General features: G+C 29.4%; 20 protein-coding genes. 14 read left to right on the top strand and 6 right to left on the bottom strand.

Features of this window, described 5'->3' with window-relative positions; all coding sequences use genetic code 11:
- Window positions 1-72 precede the first annotated feature (72 nt).
- From obgE to bhYOR_RS03955, 6 genes are all read right to left on the bottom strand, one after another.
- On the bottom strand, window positions 73-1056 hold the full coding sequence (gene obgE, locus bhYOR_RS03980; protein ID WP_025434138.1) for a GTPase ObgE: 984 nt from the start codon (window positions 1054-1056) through the stop codon (window positions 73-75).
- A 22-nt stretch (window positions 1057-1078) separates the two neighbouring features.
- Window positions 1079-1324 (bottom strand): 50S ribosomal protein L27, encoded by a 246-nt coding sequence (rpmA, locus tag bhYOR_RS03975; RefSeq protein ID WP_012422526.1) that lies wholly within the window; start codon window positions 1322-1324, stop codon window positions 1079-1081.
- The gene (locus tag bhYOR_RS03970; RefSeq protein ID WP_025400082.1) at window positions 1311-1646 is read right to left on the bottom strand and encodes a ribosomal-processing cysteine protease Prp; all 336 of its coding nucleotides are present in this window, start codon (window positions 1644-1646) and stop codon (window positions 1311-1313) included. The genes rpmA and bhYOR_RS03970 overlap by 14 nt, the downstream gene beginning before the upstream one ends.
- Window positions 1646-1960 carry a 50S ribosomal protein L21 gene (gene rplU, locus bhYOR_RS03965; protein WP_025400081.1) on the bottom strand — a complete coding sequence of 105 codons (315 nt, stop codon included), beginning with the start codon at window positions 1958-1960 and terminating at the stop codon, window positions 1646-1648. The genes bhYOR_RS03970 and rplU overlap by 1 nt, the downstream gene beginning before the upstream one ends.
- A gap of 126 nt (window positions 1961-2086) precedes the next feature.
- Complete coding sequence (locus bhYOR_RS03960) at window positions 2087-2617, bottom strand: adenine phosphoribosyltransferase (RefSeq protein ID WP_025434137.1); 531 nt, start codon at window positions 2615-2617, stop codon at window positions 2087-2089.
- A 31-nt stretch (window positions 2618-2648) separates the two neighbouring features.
- Window positions 2649-3185, bottom strand: coding sequence for a DUF2147 domain-containing protein (locus bhYOR_RS03955; protein WP_025400079.1), 537 nt, complete (start codon window positions 3183-3185; stop codon window positions 2649-2651).
- A gap of 262 nt (window positions 3186-3447) precedes the next feature.
- Between bhYOR_RS03955 and flgF the strand changes: the two genes are divergently transcribed.
- The 14 genes from flgF to bhYOR_RS03885 all read left to right on the top strand — a co-directional run bounded on the left by flgF (window position 3448) and on the right by bhYOR_RS03885 (window position 16336).
- Entirely contained in the window at window positions 3448-4296 is an 849-nt protein-coding gene (gene flgF / locus bhYOR_RS03950) for a flagellar basal-body rod protein FlgF (RefSeq protein ID WP_025434136.1), read from the top strand.
- A gap of 12 nt (window positions 4297-4308) precedes the next feature.
- Window positions 4309-5106: a flagellar basal-body rod protein FlgG gene (flgG, locus tag bhYOR_RS03945; RefSeq protein ID WP_025434135.1), complete on the top strand. Its 798-nt coding sequence runs from the start codon at window positions 4309-4311 to the stop codon at window positions 5104-5106.
- On the top strand, window positions 5103-5741 hold the full coding sequence (locus bhYOR_RS03940; RefSeq protein ID WP_080684291.1) for a hypothetical protein: 639 nt from the start codon (window positions 5103-5105) through the stop codon (window positions 5739-5741). The genes flgG and bhYOR_RS03940 overlap by 4 nt, the downstream gene beginning before the upstream one ends.
- A gap of 221 nt (window positions 5742-5962) precedes the next feature.
- Window positions 5963-6958: a flagellar basal body P-ring protein FlgI gene (locus bhYOR_RS03935; protein WP_025400075.1), complete on the top strand. Its 996-nt coding sequence runs from the start codon at window positions 5963-5965 to the stop codon at window positions 6956-6958.
- A gap of 2 nt (window positions 6959-6960) precedes the next feature.
- Window positions 6961-7302: a rod-binding protein gene (locus tag bhYOR_RS03930; protein ID WP_025400074.1), complete on the top strand. Its 342-nt coding sequence runs from the start codon at window positions 6961-6963 to the stop codon at window positions 7300-7302.
- A 109-nt stretch (window positions 7303-7411) separates the two neighbouring features.
- A complete protein-coding gene (locus bhYOR_RS03925) occupies window positions 7412-8215 on the top strand; it encodes a sigma-70 family RNA polymerase sigma factor (protein ID WP_025400073.1) in 804 nt (267 codons plus the stop codon).
- A gap of 46 nt (window positions 8216-8261) precedes the next feature.
- A complete protein-coding gene (locus bhYOR_RS03920; RefSeq protein ID WP_025400072.1) occupies window positions 8262-9155 on the top strand; it encodes a divergent polysaccharide deacetylase family protein in 894 nt (297 codons plus the stop codon).
- Complete coding sequence (gene tsaD, locus bhYOR_RS03915; protein WP_025400071.1) at window positions 9155-10171, top strand: tRNA (adenosine(37)-N6)-threonylcarbamoyltransferase complex transferase subunit TsaD; 1017 nt, start codon at window positions 9155-9157, stop codon at window positions 10169-10171. Before bhYOR_RS03920 ends, tsaD begins: the two co-directional genes overlap by 1 nt.
- On the top strand, window positions 10168-10962 hold the full coding sequence (locus bhYOR_RS03910) for a pyridoxamine kinase (protein WP_025400070.1): 795 nt from the start codon (window positions 10168-10170) through the stop codon (window positions 10960-10962). Before tsaD ends, bhYOR_RS03910 begins: the two co-directional genes overlap by 4 nt.
- 241 nt (window positions 10963-11203) lie before the next feature.
- Complete coding sequence (gene murG / locus bhYOR_RS03905; RefSeq protein WP_025400069.1) at window positions 11204-12292, top strand: undecaprenyldiphospho-muramoylpentapeptide beta-N-acetylglucosaminyltransferase; 1089 nt, start codon at window positions 11204-11206, stop codon at window positions 12290-12292.
- On the top strand, window positions 12282-12770 hold the full coding sequence (locus bhYOR_RS03900; RefSeq protein WP_025434132.1) for a CvpA family protein: 489 nt from the start codon (window positions 12282-12284) through the stop codon (window positions 12768-12770). The genes murG and bhYOR_RS03900 overlap by 11 nt, the downstream gene beginning before the upstream one ends.
- Before the next feature lie 14 nt (window positions 12771-12784).
- Window positions 12785-13828: a DNA polymerase III subunit gamma/tau gene (locus tag bhYOR_RS03895; protein WP_025434131.1), complete on the top strand. Its 1044-nt coding sequence runs from the start codon at window positions 12785-12787 to the stop codon at window positions 13826-13828.
- Window positions 13828-14988 carry a two-component system sensor histidine kinase NtrB gene (locus bhYOR_RS03890; protein ID WP_025400066.1) on the top strand — a complete coding sequence of 387 codons (1161 nt, stop codon included), beginning with the start codon at window positions 13828-13830 and terminating at the stop codon, window positions 14986-14988. Before bhYOR_RS03895 ends, bhYOR_RS03890 begins: the two co-directional genes overlap by 1 nt.
- Complete coding sequence (locus bhYOR_RS03885) at window positions 14981-16336, top strand: sigma-54-dependent transcriptional regulator (protein WP_025400065.1); 1356 nt, start codon at window positions 14981-14983, stop codon at window positions 16334-16336. Before bhYOR_RS03890 ends, bhYOR_RS03885 begins: the two co-directional genes overlap by 8 nt.
- Window positions 16337-16353: the final 17 nt, after the last annotated feature.

The raw sequence follows: 16353 nt of genomic DNA, 5'->3' as shown, positions 1-16353 counted from the left end.
TTGATAATATACTAATTAAAGCCTTAACAATATTGTTAATTTCGAGCTTTTAAAAAAGAAAAAATAATCTCCTCAAATTCCTGACAAAGCAAAAAGCTCACTAACAAGCTCATTTATTCCCGTATTATCATAAATAGAAATTCCTAAAACCCTCTCACCAGCTAAAACTTTCTTTAGCTGATTAAAATTTTCAATTGCACCTTCTAAATCAAGCTTATTAGCAACAATTATTCGCGTCTTACTTGAAAGTCCAACATCATATGCACTAAGCTCATTAAAAAGAATATCATAAGCATTCATAAAGTTATCACTAGCAACATCAATTAAAAAGACCAGGATTTTAGTCTTTGAAATATGTCTTAAAAATTCAAAACCAAGACCTATTCCTTGACTTGCGCCCTCAATTAGCCCAGGCACATCAGCGATTACCAAATCATTATAAGAAGCCTTCAAAACACCAAGATGCGGGAATTTAGTAGTAAAAGGATAATTTGCAACTTTTGACTTTGAAGCAGTTATTGTAGAAATAAGAGAAGACTTACCTGCATTAGGAAGCCCAACAAGTCCAACATCAGCTATTAATGCTAATTCAAGGCGCAAATTCAAGGTAGTACCAGATTCTCCAGGCTGAGCAAATCTTGGTGTCCGTTTTGTAGAACTTTTAAAATGTACATTTCCAAGTCCACCTCTTCCGCCCTTTAAAGCAATAACTTCATCATCAAAGTTCTGGAGCTCAAATAACATAGAACCTGTAGCAACATCATAAACACAAGTATTTTGGGGAACAAAAATAACCAAATCTTCACCAGATGCCCCACTCTTTCTAGAACCCATCCCAGGCTTACCATTATTAGCAGCAAGTCTTTGACCATTTTTATAAAGGGATAAAGTTTTAAGATTTGCCTTGACCTTAAAGATTACATCTCCACCCCTTCCTCCATCACCGCCATCAGGACCTCCCTTGGCATTAAATCTTTCACGCAAAAAAGAAACACAACCTGCACCCCCATCACCTGAAGACACAGTTATGTTTAAAGAATCTTTAATAGTATGCAAATCAACCTCAACTATAACAATATTAAATAATATTTATATATTTTCGGCCTCTATAAGTCTTAAACTCTACTATACCATCCTTTAAGGCAAAAATTGTATAATCTCTGCCAAGTCCAGAATTTTTGCCCTTATGAAATTTTGTACCTCTCTGCCTTACAATTATTTCCCCAGCTCTCACAAATTGCCCACCACTTCTCTTAACACCAAGCCTCTTAGATATAGAATCCCTTCCATTCTTAGAACTACCACCACTTTTACTTGTTGCCACTAGTTTCCTCCAAAATTAATTTAATATCATAAGGATATTCAAAGCACAAATCCTTTACACCTTGTATTAAAAACTTACTATAATAAAAAAGGCTCTGCTTATCCAAACTTCTAAAAGAAGCCTTAAATTCCAAGCAACCTCTTAAAGAATTATCTACAATAAAATCCTCTTTCTCATAATCAAGAACACTTAAAAAAGTTCTTAAAATAAACGAAAAAGAAGAACAAACTATATTAATATAATTACTCCCTCTACTAGCATGTCCATTAGCCAAAATATAAATAATTATATCATTACGGGTCTTTATTAAAACATTAATCACTAACTAACAATTATATCATCAACCAAAACATAAGAATAAGATTGACGATGTCCGATCTTTCGCTCGCTTGACTTTCTTCTCCTATATCTGTAAGAGATAACCTTTTTATCCCTCTTATCTTCTATATAGCTACACTTAACACAAGAACCTGCAACATAAGGCTTTCCTATCTTTACATCTCCATCCTTGTTTACAAGCATTACACTGCTAAATTCCAATTTGTCGCCTTCACTAACTCCAATCTTATCTATCTTTAACATCTCTCCCATAACAGCTTTATACTGCTTACCCTTTATTTCCAACAACGCATACATCACAATCACCTCTCAATGTTCAGCTAAATATTATAAATTCAATGAAATTTAAAGTCAATTATCCAAGCTCAATTAACATATTTAATCTCACTCAATTAACAACATAAATTATTTATTAAATAATTATCAAAAATACCTAACAAGAGAATTCAAACTATACTCCCGTAAAATATCTCTACCATTCATCTTTACAAGTTCAATAAAACAAAATATATCAGATACTACTCCACCCGCCTTTTTAAGTAACATTGCAGCTGCTTTTAGAGTACCCCCAGTAGCTAAAACGTCATCAACTAACAAAATATTTGAATGTTGTTTAACATCATCTTTATGTATTTCAATGCTGCTAAATCCATATTCAAGCTCATATTCCTCTCTTAAGACTTGCCTTGGGAGCTTACCTGCTTTCCGAATTAGTAAAAGAGGCAAGTTCATTTTTAAAGCCAAAGGCGCACCAATAAGATACCCTCTTGATTCAATAGCAGCAATGTAATCAATTTTTCTTGATGCATAAAAAGCATGAGCATCTTCCATTAAAGACTTATATGCTTCTGCTTGGAGCAAAACATTAGTAATATCATAAAAAAGTATACCTTCTTTTGGAAAGTTAGGTACCCTCATAATAAACTTATCATAATATCCCGTTTTATCTTTCATTGAGATTCCCACAAATTATATTTATCCTTCCTTATTCTTCTGCCACAGGCGGATTTGGTACTATGCCTTCTACATCTAACTTTGGAATCTCATCTTCTTTAGCTCTTGTCCAAATCTTACTCCTACCAAAAATCCACACCTTACCCCTGGTAACAAGATTACCCGTTTTTGGATCTACCCTCATTTCAGAAGTATAAATCTTACCATTATTAGGATCAATAATCCTACCCTTATCCCATTTGCCAGAAGATTTAACATATTTAAGTCCCCACATAAAATCAAGACCTTCAGTAGTTAAATGATCAAAACCTACAACCTTAGAACCGGAAAGATTATTAACATCATACACCTTCCCATCCTTGATTACATTTAAAATCCTACCATAAACCTTATCATTATATTTATAAACATAAATTACAGAATTTTTAACATTCGTAGTATCATTATATCCAACCCAATATCCCAAGACTTCGCTACCGTCTTTTTTATTTTCTGTTTTTTCAGACTCTGCAAATGCAAAAAACGAAAAACATAATAAAAACATAATTTTTAACACATCCTTACTCATACAAACTCCTAAATTAATCTTTGAGCCAACAATTTAAATAGATCATGACAAGAAAAAATTATACATTTATTTTATACTTTTTGCAAAAGGGATTTATTTACTTGTACAATTTAAGTTACTTAATATAAATTAATTGTCAACCTTATTAGAATTAAAATGTACAATCAAAATACACATTGGATAGTAAAGTGATTAGAATTGATATATAATAAACCTTAGTGATAAAATTAATGATACAAATGATTAAGTAACGGGGATTAATGTGGTAAGAAGCATTTATACTGCTGCCAGCGGGATGATGGCACAAAGACACAGATTAGATGTTATTGCTAATAATTTAGCAAATATTGACCTTACGGGATACAAAAAAGATCTCTCCGTACACAAGGCCTTTCCTGAAATGTTAATCAGGCGAATTAATGATGATGGTCTTTACAAATTTCCTAAAGGATACCTGGAAACAGCACCTGTTGTTGGCAAGCTTGGCACAGGAGTTGAAGAGAATGAGATATATACTTCTTTTAATCAAGGCCCAATAAAAATAACCGGAAATCCTCTTGACTTAGCATTAACTGATGAAGGCTTTTTTGTTGTTCAAACACCAGAAGGAGAGAGATATACAAGAAACGGTTCTTTTACACTTGGACCAGAAAGCATACTCGTTACAAAAGATGGATATCCTGTGATTGGAGAGAAAGGATACATATACCTAAAAGATAATAACTTTAAAATAACGGATCAAGGGCAAATATTTCATAACACAACATTTGAAGAAAATCCCAAAAGACTTGTAAGTGAATATGAAAATTCGTGGGAAAACTATGAACTCCTTGATAACCTAAAGATTGTAAATTTTGAAAAAACAAGATTTTTGAAAAAACAAGGAAGTTCGCTCTGGAACAGCACAGAAATATCTGGACAAGCTAAAAACATCAAAATAAATTCAAGACCCAAAATTGAAACTGGTGCTTTAGAAGGATCTAATGTAAACGCCATTAACGAAATGGTATCAATGATTACAGTTAACAGAGCCTATGAAGCAAATCAAAAAACAATACAAACTGAAGATTCACTTCTTGGAAAATTAATTAACGAAATTGGAAAATTTTAAGGGGGTTAGTTTATGATGAGGGCACTCTGGACAGCAGCCAGCGGGATGAAAGCACAACAATATAATGTAGATACAATTGCTAATAATCTTTCAAATGTAAACACTACGGGATTTAAAAAAATAAGGGCTGAATTTGAAGATCTAATATACCAAACACAAAGAAGGGCAGGAACCCCTGCAACTGAAGATACAGTAAGTCCTCTTGGCAATCAAGTTGGACACGGAACAAAAGTATCAGCAACACACAGAATCTTTGGACAAGGTAACCTGCAAGCCACCAATTTGAACACTGATGTTGCAATTGAAGGTGATGGATTTTACAAGATTCTTCTACCAGATGGCACTTACGGCTATACCAGAGATGGTTCATTCAAAATCGATGCAAATGGCGCTCTTGTAACAAGTCAAGGATACAAATTATTACCTGATATATCCTTTCCTGAAGAATATATAAAAGATTCCATTACAATATCTCAAGAAGGGATAATATCTGTAAAAGTTGATGAAAGCCCAGAGCCGATTGAACTTGGTCAAATAGAAATTGCAAGATTTGTAAATCCAGCAGGTCTCAATGCAATTGGAAATAATATATTTAAAGAAACCATTGGTTCTGGGGAAGAAATATCAGGAGCTCCAGGAAGTGATGGAATGGGCAGGTTAAGACAAGGTATCCTTGAAATGTCAAACGTATCAATCGCAGAAGAAATGGTAACGATGATCGTTGCACAAAGGGCTTATGAGATAAATTCAAAAACAATTCAAACCTCAGATAATATGCTAGGAATTGCCAACAACTTAAAAAGGCAGTGAAAACACTCACAAATAAACTTATATTCTATCTACTTACAATAAATTTATCACAAATAATGCCTTATGAGACCTGTTTTACAATACATCCTGGTAAGGTATATTTTTTCTCGAAAGAATACTCAAAACTATGCAATGATAATGACTTATCACAAATTTACATAGGCTCACATTTTAAGCAAAAACACATAATATTTGAAATGATTAGCTATATCACAAAAGATCTAGCAAGTAAAAATATTTACATACTACAATTCAGTTTTGATGAATCAGAAATAAATATAGAAAATAAATTCTTCACCAATGTAAAATTTAAAACAATACAAAGCACATTATATAAAAACATACCAATACAAAAAACTTTAATTTATTATGCAAGAAAATTTGAAGACTACAAAAAACATAACAAAGTCAATATATATATTGACATAATAGAACCCATTGTATTTGCAAAAACAGATTTAAAAGCAGGTCAAAGTTTAAACGAATATAATGTTTATTTTAAATATCAAATAAATACAACTAAACACAATGAAATTTTAAGCTTAAACGAATTAAATCAAAGTAAATACATGGTATTACAAAATATAATGAAAAATGATGAGATTAGGCTAAATAAAATACAAAAACAACAATAATGCATATTTAAACATATCAATTCTTAACTCTGTTATTAGTTTTACTTACTCGATTATTAATAAATGAATTACACAAAGTTTCTCTTTTAGTTTATAACTAAGATTTAAATTGTCGAGCAAGCTCAAAGCAAAAAATGAATAAACTAAAAGCAATTGCAATAACATTAACAATAATATTAAAATAAAGGTAGACTATATTGCCATACAAAAGGAATAGAATCATGAAAAAATTGATAATTCTAGCCATATTAAACTTAAAGATAGTCCTAAGTGCGTTCGCACAAGAAAACCAACCTTCAAAGAATTTTTCTAATGAGAATAACACTATAAGTCAAATAAGTGAACAAATAAAATTAAAAAATATCGCTGAAATAAGATCTACTGATTCGTATACATTAACAGGAATTGGAATAGTAGCAGGACTTGCTGATAAAGGAGATTCTCTAAGGGGAAAAGAAATTTTAAATAAGGCTTTAAACAAAATTGGCATAAATGAAATAGATCTAACAAACATAGGAAGTAAAAACATCGCATTAGTAAGCGCAACAATAAAAATAAATGGAAACATGATTAAAGGCGAAAATCAAAATGTTTACATAGCATCTATGCTAGATTCAAAAGACTTAACAAATGGTATTCTTTTAAGAACAGAATTGAAAGACAAAGAAGGAAAAGTACTAGCAACAGCATCAGGCCCAATAATAACTAACTACAAATCAAAAGGTACAGGATACATATTAAACGGAGCAACAATACATGAGAATAAAAACTACACGCACTACAATATAATCCTTAAAAAGGCAGATTACGCATTAGCAGATTCAATAAGTAAAAAATTAACAAGCAAGAATATAAAAAATAATATAAAATCAGGGAATATCATAGAAATAGAGATCAACGAAATTGGCTTGCTAAGCGAAATTGAAACAATAGAAATAGAAACTATGCCTAAAGTTTTAATAAATGAACAAAATAAAATCATTATAGCAAGTACAAATGCAGAAATAGGGCCCCTTATCCTTTCAATTGAAAGAAATGGAGAAAACTTATTTAACAATAAAAGCAATGAAAAGATAAAAATAGAAATACAAAAGATGAAACTAAATGAATTTATATCAAAAAATTCAGATACGCTTAGCAATGAAGAATTAATAAAAGTAATTAAGGCAGCTGAAAAAATTAATAAATTACATGGAGAATTAATCCTGGAGGAATAAATATGATAAACAAAATTAATCTACAAGATTTAGAAACAAAAAATCAAATAAAACAGGTAAAAACTCTAAAAGACAAAATAGAGAAAACAAATCAACATCAAAATGATAAAAAACTTTATGAAGCTGCACTAGAATTCGAGGCAATATTTGTAAATCAAATGCTTAAGAGCATGAGAAATTCTTTAAAAAAAGAAAATAATCTAATTAATGGGGGTCAAACAGAAGAACTTTTTGAAGATATGCTCTATTTAGAGAGAGCAAAACAAATAGCTAAATCCAAAAGTTTTAGGCTTGCTGATTTAATCTACAACCAAATAGCAAAAGTAAATAACTTTAGAAAATAATTCATATTCAATCGAAATATTAATTATTTTCTAAGTTGGCATGATTTTTGCATCACATCAAAGGGGGGAAGGATGTTGATACACAAATTTAAAAGATGGGAGAAGTATTGTGAATATATTTAGCAATGAAGATTTAAACATATACTTAAAATCCGTAAGAGAACACAGATTGATAACTCACGAAGAAGAAATTGAACTTGCGAAACAAATTAAACTCGGTGATCTGAAAGCCAAAAACAAAATGATAAATGCCAATTTGCGTCTTGTCTTAAAAATAATTAAAAGATATGCTGGCAAAGGATTAAAAGTTGAAGACTTAATACAAGAAGGAAATCTAGGTCTAATTAGAGCTGCCGAGAAATACGATCCAAGCAAAAACACCAAGTTCTCAACCTACGCTTCATTTTGGATCAAGCAATCGCTTCAAAGAGCATTAAATACCAAAACAAGACTTGTAAAGGTACCATACAGAAAAGAAAATTTAATACTTCAAATAAATAAATATCTTATGGAAGAAGAAAAATCACCCAAAAAAGAAGATATAATGGAAAGATTCAACTTAACAACTGCTCAATATATTAAAATCATTCCTTACCTTGAAAAAGAATATTCACTTGATAAAAAACTTGAGGGTTCAGAAAATTCCACACTCCTAAATCTTTATGAAGATAATTCTTTTAATCCTGAGAGTACTCTTGAACAAAATTCAACATTAAAACATCTAAATCATATATTAGAGACCAAATTAAATGACAAAGAAAGATACATTATAAGAAAAAGATATAACTTAGACAACAATGATAAAAAAAGCACCTTAAAAGATATTTCTAGTGAACTTGGAATCTCTTCAGAAACCGTAAGACAAATTGAAAAAAGAGTACTTAAAAAACTAAGGGAAGAACTTTATCAATAAACACTGACTTAATGTCAAATGTTGATACAATGAAAAGCTATTGGGCATGAATATTGAGAATGCTTTTATTTTTCTAAAGAAACACAAATTAAAAATCATAATATTATTTATTATTGTTACGTCTTTTGTCTCAATAATTGTACTATTCTCTAGCCTTGTATATATAAAATCAAATGCAAAAAAACTCAATTTAAACTTTAAGGGTAAACTAGCAAAAATTAAGAAAAAAGATTTAATAAAAGTACAAAAAAAACGAAAGACCAATAACTTAAAACCTGAATTTTATCTCATAATTGATGATGTTGGCTATGACGAATTTATGTTAGATGAATTCATGAAAATTGACTTAAACATCAACTTTTCAATTATCCCCTTTTTACCAAAATCAATGGATTTGTATAACAAACTAACAAGCAAAAACAAAATTATAATGATTCATTTTCCAATGCAATCAAAATATAAAAATTCAATAGAAAAATTTCACATAAACATCAACGACAATGAATTTGCAATACGAAAAAAAATTGAAAAGACATTTCAAACTTACTCCAATGCAAAGATAATGAATAATCATATGGGAAGTCTTATTACCTCAAATGAGGACATAATGCAAATTATTCTAATTAAACTTAAAGAAGAAAACAGATACTTTTTCGACAGTCTAACTACCCAAGAAAGCATATCTGAGAAAACTGGTAAAAACATTGGGATTTTAGTAGAGCAAAGAGATATATTTCTTGATAACAAAGATAATGAAAAAGCCGTTATTCAAGCACTCAAACGAGCAAAACAGATAGCAAGAACAAAAGGAATTGTCAAAGTAATAGGACATATTTGGTCAAAAAATACTCTTAAAATACTCAAACAGGAATCAGAAAACTTAAAGCAAGAATTTGAATTTAAAAATTTAATAAACCTTTATCAAAGAGAGGAAAATTAATGATAGTGCTTGGAATAGAGAGTTCATGCGATGACTGTTGTGCAGCCATAGTAGAAGATGGTGTTAAGATTTTAAGTAATATTAAGCTTAATCAAAGAGAACACAAAAAATATTATGGTGTGGTGCCAGAGATTGCCTCAAGACTACACACAGAATTTATCATGTCTGTCTGTCAAAAGGCAATAACAAATGCTCAAATACATGCATCAGAAATTGATTTAATAGCAGTAACATCTAAACCTGGGCTTATTGGTTCCTTAATTGTTGGGATAAACTTTGCTAAAGGTTTATCAATTGCCCTTAAAAAACCCCTAATTTGCATTGATCACATTCTAGGTCATCTTTATGCACCTTTAATGACTAAAAAAATTGAATATCCATTTTTATCTCTCATACTCAGTGGAGGACACACAATACTTGCAAAACAAAATGATTTTGATGACATTGAAATACTTGGACGAACGCTTGACGATGCTTGTGGAGAAGCATTTGACAAGGTAGCAAAACACTATAAAATGGGATTCCCAGGCGGACCAAACATAGAAAAACTAGCTAAATGCGGTAATCAATATGCATTTAATTTTCCAATTACAATTTTTGACAAAAAAGAAAATAGATATGATTTTTCATACTCAGGACTCAAAACAGCATGCATACATCAACTTGAAAAGTTTAAAGATAAAAATGAAAACATAACAAAAAATAATATTGCTGCAAGCTTCCAAAGAGTAGCTTTTGAAAATTTAATTATTCCAATTAAAAGAGCAATAAAGGATACTAACATAAAAAAATTAATAATATCTGGAGGAGTTGCAAGCAATCTTTATTTAAGAGAAAAGATCAAAAATCTTGAAGTAGAAACATACTACCCCCCAATCGACCTTTGCACAGATAACGGAGCAATGATTGCAGGAATTGGCTATCTTATGTATTTGAAATACGGAGCAAGTCCAATTGAAACTGATGCAAATTCAAGAATAGAAAATTATAAATATACAAAAGGAGCAAAACTGTGAAACGAGTATTAGCCATGCATGATATTTCAACTATGGGTCGAACATCACTTACAATGTGCATACCAATCATATCATCATTCAATATGCAAGTTTGTCCATTTGTAACTGCTGTTCTCTCAGCAACAACAGTTTACAAAGAATTTGAAATAATAGATTTAACAAATAACCTGGAAAAGTTTATTTATTCTTGGAAAGATCAAAATGAAAGTTTTGATATATTCTATAGTGGATTTCTTGGAAGCAATAAGCAACAAAAAATAATAAAAAATATGTTCAGGTTATTTAAATTTGAAAAAATAATAATTGATCCTGTCTTTGCAGACAATGGCATACTCTACCCTACTTTTGACAAAAAAATAGTAAGTGGATTTAGAAGCCTAATAAAACATGCAGATATCATAACACCTAATATCACAGAACTAAAAATGCTAGCTAAAACTGAAGATATAAAAAATAAGGATGAAATAATAAAAGCAATATTAAGTCTTGGAATAAATGGAATAATCGTAGTTACAAGTGTAGAAAAGGAAAATCTTATAGGCACTGTTGCTTATAATACAAAAACAAAAGAATATAAAGAAATCTTTTTAGAAAAATTAGAACAAAACTTCGGTGGAACGGGAGATTTATTTGCAAGTCTACTAATAGGATACCTGGAAAAATGGGAGATAGAATATGCTTTAGAAAAAGCAACTAAAGTAATTCATTCAATAATAAAATATTCTATTGAAAACAATACTTCTAAAAAAGAAGGTATTCAAATTGAGCAATTTTTAAAAAATATTTTCTAACCTATTGCAATATAATATTCTCCCTGCTCACAGTACAAGTAGTAATTTTAAATAAAAATATTATTTAATATAAATAGACTTTTGTGCTCTTTATAAATGCAACAAAACTTAGAAGAATCACCTTATATTTAGAAAGTAAAAAATAAACAACATTTGCATTAAAATGCATTCTTAAACTAAAATGTAAAATAGATCAATTGCTACATATATAGAAACTTAAGCAATATATGATAAGAGGTATATGAATACTAAGAAAAGAATATTTTTCACAGGGGGGGGCACAGGAGGACATGTCTTCCCAGGAATAGCAATAATTTCAAAACTAAAAGAACTTGATACAAATATTGAATTTTTCTGGCTAGGACAAAAAGGCTCAATGGAAGACAACATCATAAAAGAACATGAATACATCAAATTTATTGCAATTCCATCAGGAAAACTTAGAAGATATTTTTCGCTACAAAATTTCACCGATGTTTTTAAGGTCATATTTGGAATAATCAAAAGCTTTTTCATAATAAAAAAGTATAAGCCCCAAATTATATATGCAACTGGCGGTTTTGTATCAAGTCCCCCAATTATTGCGGCAAGCCTACTTAGGGTAAAAAGCATAACCCACGAAATGGATCTTGATCCTGGACTTGCAACAAAAATCAACTCAAAATTCGCAAGCAAAATACATATAAGCTTTAAAGAAAGCACAAAATATTTCAAGAATAAAAATGTTTTATATACAGGATCACCAATAAGAAAAGAATTCTCAAATCCAAATCCAAATATCATAACAGAGTTAACTCAAAATACAAAAAAACCTATAATTAGCATATTTGGAGGCTCTCTTGGAGCAGAAGTTTTAAATAAATTAACACTCAATATCAAAAATAAAATCGATGCATATTTCATCCATCAATGTGGCAAAAATCTAGATGCAACTAGAGAGAATAATTATTTAAGAAGTCAATTTTTTAATGCAGAAGAAATGGCAAGCATAATAAAATTTTCAAATATAATAATAAGCAGAGCAGGAGCAGGGGCTATTAAGGAATTTGCAAGTGCTGGTGCATGTGTAATATTCATTCCATTTGTAAAAGGATCAAGGGGAGATCAAGTCAGAAACACAAAAATATTAGAAGAACAAAATGCATGTCTAAAAATAGATGAAGAGAATTTAAGTGAAAGTCAAATCATAGATATTATAAAAGAAATTCTAGCAAATAAAGAAAAGTTCGATATACTAAAAAATAATATAAAAAAATTTCACAATAAAGATTCATCAAACCTAATAGCTAATCTATTGTTAAAAGACTTTGAGGACATAAATGCTAGTTAACGATCCTTCCAAAATAACTGGTATAGTCGACATACTAATAATAATAATTTTTATATCACTAGGACTTAGAGGATTTTTAAGGGGGTTTATCAAAGAAATAGCTGGATTTTTTGAGATTTTTACTTTAATATTTTTACTTTACAACAAAACCAATAATTTTAAAATATTAATATCACCTATTCTTGACTTATCATATGTCCAAGCACTATTAGTATTTTTTCTAGTAATACACATAGGATTCTTAATATTGCAAGCACTAATTGAATCAATAATAAGTCATCTTAAACTATTATTTTTCAACAGGATACTCGGACTAGTACTTGGGTTATTTGAGGCCTTTGGCATAATTGCAATTGTAGTGTATATAATTTATTCTCAACAGATCTTTAATCCCAACTATTTTTTAGAAGGAAGCAAATTGCTTAAATATCTCAATCCTGGCATAAACTATCTTTTTAAAATATCAAAAACACAGTAAAGAGAATCAAGAACATGGAAAGATTACCTGACATAGGTCAAAAAATAATTAATGAATATGAAAAAGAAACCCTACCAAATGCAATACTTTTTTGGGGAGAGAGATTCTCTTCTAAAAAGACAACTGCAATTGCACTTGCAAAAAGAATTTTAAATACAAAAACTTTAACAAACCCAAATCTAATAATTTTTTCAAGTCTTAATATAATTGAGGCAAAGGCATATCTTAATGTAAGCTCAAATGAAGTTATGAGTAAATACCTAGAATATGTTAAAAATATCATTTTTACTAAATACAATTTCAGTAATGATAAAAACTTAAAAAAAATAGAAATCAATATCAATTTTATCAATGATATTTATTACAAAAACGAATATACTGAAACAACTACAAAAGAACTTATTAAAAAAATTGAGGAAATAATTAAAGACATAAGCTTTAGCATCACAATTAATGACGTTAGAAAAATTAAATCCTGGGCATTATCAGAAAAGAATAAGATAAAAGTAATTTACATCAATGAAATTGAAAATTTAAACTTTAATGTTTACAATGCACTTCTAAAAATACTAGAAGAACCACCTTTAAATATTTACTTTATTTTAGCTACAAGAAACAAAAATAAAATTCCTAAAACAATTCTCTCAAGACTCAGAGTATATAAATTCAGAAAAGAAAATAGGGATTTTGAGATTGCAAAATTCAAAGCAACCTTTAATAAAAATGATGAACTGACAACAGAAGAATATTTCAACTCATTTTACAGTGAAGAACATACAAAATTAAAAGAAGAAATTAAAAGAATTTTAAATATAATAAAAGAGAAACAGGGCATATTTAATCTTGACACATTTAATTTCCTAAAAGATGACAATACATTTAAATTATTCTTACAAGAACTTACAAGCCAACTAAGGGATGAATTTTTAAATCAAAATTTAGACATTAACACATATTTGAAAAGATTAGAATATCTAAAACACATCTTAAAATACAGTCCATATAACCAAAATAAAAAATTAATAATCGAAAATTTAATGTTAAATTACGAGGATTAATGAGCAAATTCTTAAAGAAAACTTTGACCAAATTAAATAAATTATCAAGCGATCAAAAGCTTAAGTTTATTCAAGACATCTATAAAAAAATAGAAATATATGATGGTATTTTTGCATCCATTAATGAGGGGATTCTGGTACTTGATAAACTTAATAACATAATTTATCTAAACAAAATGCTATTTCAAATTCTAGCCATAAGTCATAAATACAAATTAGAAACCCTTAAAGATATTCAAATTCCAACTCTAACAAACCTAATAGAAGAATTAGCAACAAATGAAGATAAAATAATAGGATTTGAGGTACAAGTTTCAACAAACATATACATTAAAATATCATTTATGCCATATGTAATAGATCAAAAACTTGAAGGAAACATTATTTTAATTGAAGATATTAAAGACAAAAAACATAAAGAAGAACTTTTCAGAAGAGCTGAGGCTTTAGCCGCCTTTACAAGACATGCAAGAAATATTGCACATGAGATCAAAAATCCGCTAGGAGCAATTGATATAAATTTACAACTACTCAAAAAGGAACTAGATAGACAAGGTATCAAAAGTATAAAAGCAAATAATTACTTCAAAATAATAAAAGAAGAAATAAATAGAATGGATAAAACTGTAACAGATTTTTTATTAACAGTTAGACCAATAAAAATAATACCAGCAAAGAGAGATATTACTGATATTATAAAAAGCGTCTATAATTTATTAAATCCAGAATTAAGAAATAAAGATATTAAATTCATACTCAACTTAAAAAAAGTAAGTCTTGTATTAATCGATGAGAAACTCATAAGGCAAGTAATAATTAACATAGTAAAAAATGCAGAAGAAGCACTACTTGAATCAAATAAAAAAATAAAAAGAATAGAAATTTCTATCCACGAAAACGAAGCGAAAATATACATTAGTATTAAAGATAATGGAAATGGAATAAAAAATGAAACAAAAGATGATATATTCAAGCCTCAATTCAGCACAAAAGAAAGTGGAAGTGGCATAGGACTCACTATCTCTTATAAAATAGTTAAAGAACATGGAGGTGAAATTTTTGTGGAAAGTAAAGAGATGAAAGGAACATCTTTCACAATTACACTTCCAAAATTAAACACAGGTAAAATTCTAATTGAAGGATGTTTAGAGAATGAGTAAGATACTAGTAGCAGATGATGAGAAAAATATACGAGAGGGGATAGCAACTTATCTTGAAGAGGAAGGTTACTTTGTATTTACTGCTAGTGATGGAGAGGAAGCTCTTGAAACAATTGAAAATGAAAAGATTGATGCTATAATATCTGATCTTAGAATGCCTCAAATATCGGGAGAAGAACTACTTAAAATCGTAAAAGATAAAAATCCAAATATACCCTTTATTATTCTTACAGCTCATGGAACTGTAGATTCAGCAGTTGATGCTATGCGAGAAGGTGCTTATGACTTTTTAACAAAACCTGTTGATCTTGAGAGACTATTACTAATAATAAAGCGAGCCTTAAATGGTAAAAATGACAAAAGGCATGAAAACATATCTCAAGAAAATGTCATAATTCGCAAAGATTTAAACTATTATGAACGCATATTTGGAAGATCGCTTATAATGCAAAAAACTTTAGAACTTGTAAAAAAAATCGCAAAATCAAAAGCATCTGTCCTAATAACTGGAGAGAGCGGAGTTGGAAAAGAAATAATAGCAGACGCCATATTTGACTTATCAAATAGAAATGATAAACCCTTCATTAAGGTCAATTGTGCTGCACTCTCTGAGAGCATACTTGAGAGTGAGCTCTTTGGACACGAAAAAGGAGCATTTACAGGTGCAATATCTCAAAAAAAAGGTAGATTTGAATTAGCGGATAAAGGAACGATATTTTTAGACGAAATAGTAGAGATATCACCTGAAGTTCAAGTAAAACTACTAAGAGTACTTCAAAATAAAACATTCGAACGAGTAGGCGGAGAGACTACCATGCAAGTTGACATTAGATTATTAACAGCAACAAATAAAAATATTGAAGAAGAAATTAAAAAAGGAAGATTTAGAGAAGATTTATTTTATAGGCTTAACATAATAAATATCAATATCCCACCCTTAAGAGAGAGAAAAGATGACATACCAAATCTAACAAAAATACTAATTAAAGATGTTGCAAGTGAAAATAATAGAGAAGAAAAAAGTCTCTCTAATGATGCACTAAAAGCCCTTTATGCATATGATTGGCCAGGAAATATTAGAGAGCTTAAAAATGTACTCGAGAGTGCCTTAATATTATCTAAGGGAAAACAAATCGCAAGAGATGATCTACCTCCCAAAATTAGAAATAACACAAACCAAATAGTTAAAATAACACTACCAATAGGTATAAGCTTAAAAGAAGCGGAAAAAGAAATAATTAAGCAAACACTCCTACATTCTAAGAACAATAAAAGCAAATGTGCTGAAACACTTAAAATAGGAAGAAAAACCTTGCACAATAAAATAATAGAGTATGATATAAACTAAATCAATCATTATCAATT

It is taken from the genome of Borrelia nietonii YOR (genome assembly GCF_023035795.1).
Taxonomy (GTDB): Bacteria; Spirochaetota; Spirochaetia; order Borreliales; family Borreliaceae; genus Borrelia; species Borrelia hermsii.
The sequence above is the reverse complement of the archived record's forward strand: the minus strand, read 5'-3'. Positions and strand labels throughout refer to the sequence as shown.

Excerpts from the sequence above, each read along its gene's own strand:
- bhYOR_RS03930 (WP_025400074.1), top strand. The coding sequence starts at position 6,961 with ATGATAAACAAAATTAATCTACAAGATTTAGAAACAAAAAATCAAATA.
- bhYOR_RS03885 (WP_025400065.1), top strand. The coding sequence starts at position 14,981 with ATGAGTAAGATACTAGTAGCAGATGATGAGAAAAATATACGAGAGGGG.
- bhYOR_RS03920 (WP_025400072.1), top strand. The coding sequence starts at position 8,262 with ATGAATATTGAGAATGCTTTTATTTTTCTAAAGAAACACAAATTAAAA.
- bhYOR_RS03955 (WP_025400079.1), bottom strand. The coding sequence starts at position 3,185 with ATGAGTAAGGATGTGTTAAAAATTATGTTTTTATTATGTTTTTCGTTT.
- bhYOR_RS03960 (WP_025434137.1), bottom strand. The coding sequence starts at position 2,617 with ATGAAAGATAAAACGGGATATTATGATAAGTTTATTATGAGGGTACCT.
- flgG (WP_025434135.1), top strand. The coding sequence starts at position 4,309 with ATGATGAGGGCACTCTGGACAGCAGCCAGCGGGATGAAAGCACAACAA.
- bhYOR_RS03935 (WP_025400075.1), top strand. The coding sequence starts at position 5,963 with ATGAAAAAATTGATAATTCTAGCCATATTAAACTTAAAGATAGTCCTA.
- bhYOR_RS03890 (WP_025400066.1), top strand. The coding sequence starts at position 13,828 with ATGAGCAAATTCTTAAAGAAAACTTTGACCAAATTAAATAAATTATCA.
- rplU (WP_025400081.1), bottom strand. The coding sequence starts at position 1,960 with ATGTATGCGTTGTTGGAAATAAAGGGTAAGCAGTATAAAGCTGTTATG.
- bhYOR_RS03900 (WP_025434132.1), top strand. The coding sequence starts at position 12,282 with ATGCTAGTTAACGATCCTTCCAAAATAACTGGTATAGTCGACATACTA.
- tsaD (WP_025400071.1), top strand. The coding sequence starts at position 9,155 with ATGATAGTGCTTGGAATAGAGAGTTCATGCGATGACTGTTGTGCAGCC.
- bhYOR_RS03895 (WP_025434131.1), top strand. The coding sequence starts at position 12,785 with ATGGAAAGATTACCTGACATAGGTCAAAAAATAATTAATGAATATGAA.
- murG (WP_025400069.1), top strand. The coding sequence starts at position 11,204 with ATGAATACTAAGAAAAGAATATTTTTCACAGGGGGGGGCACAGGAGGA.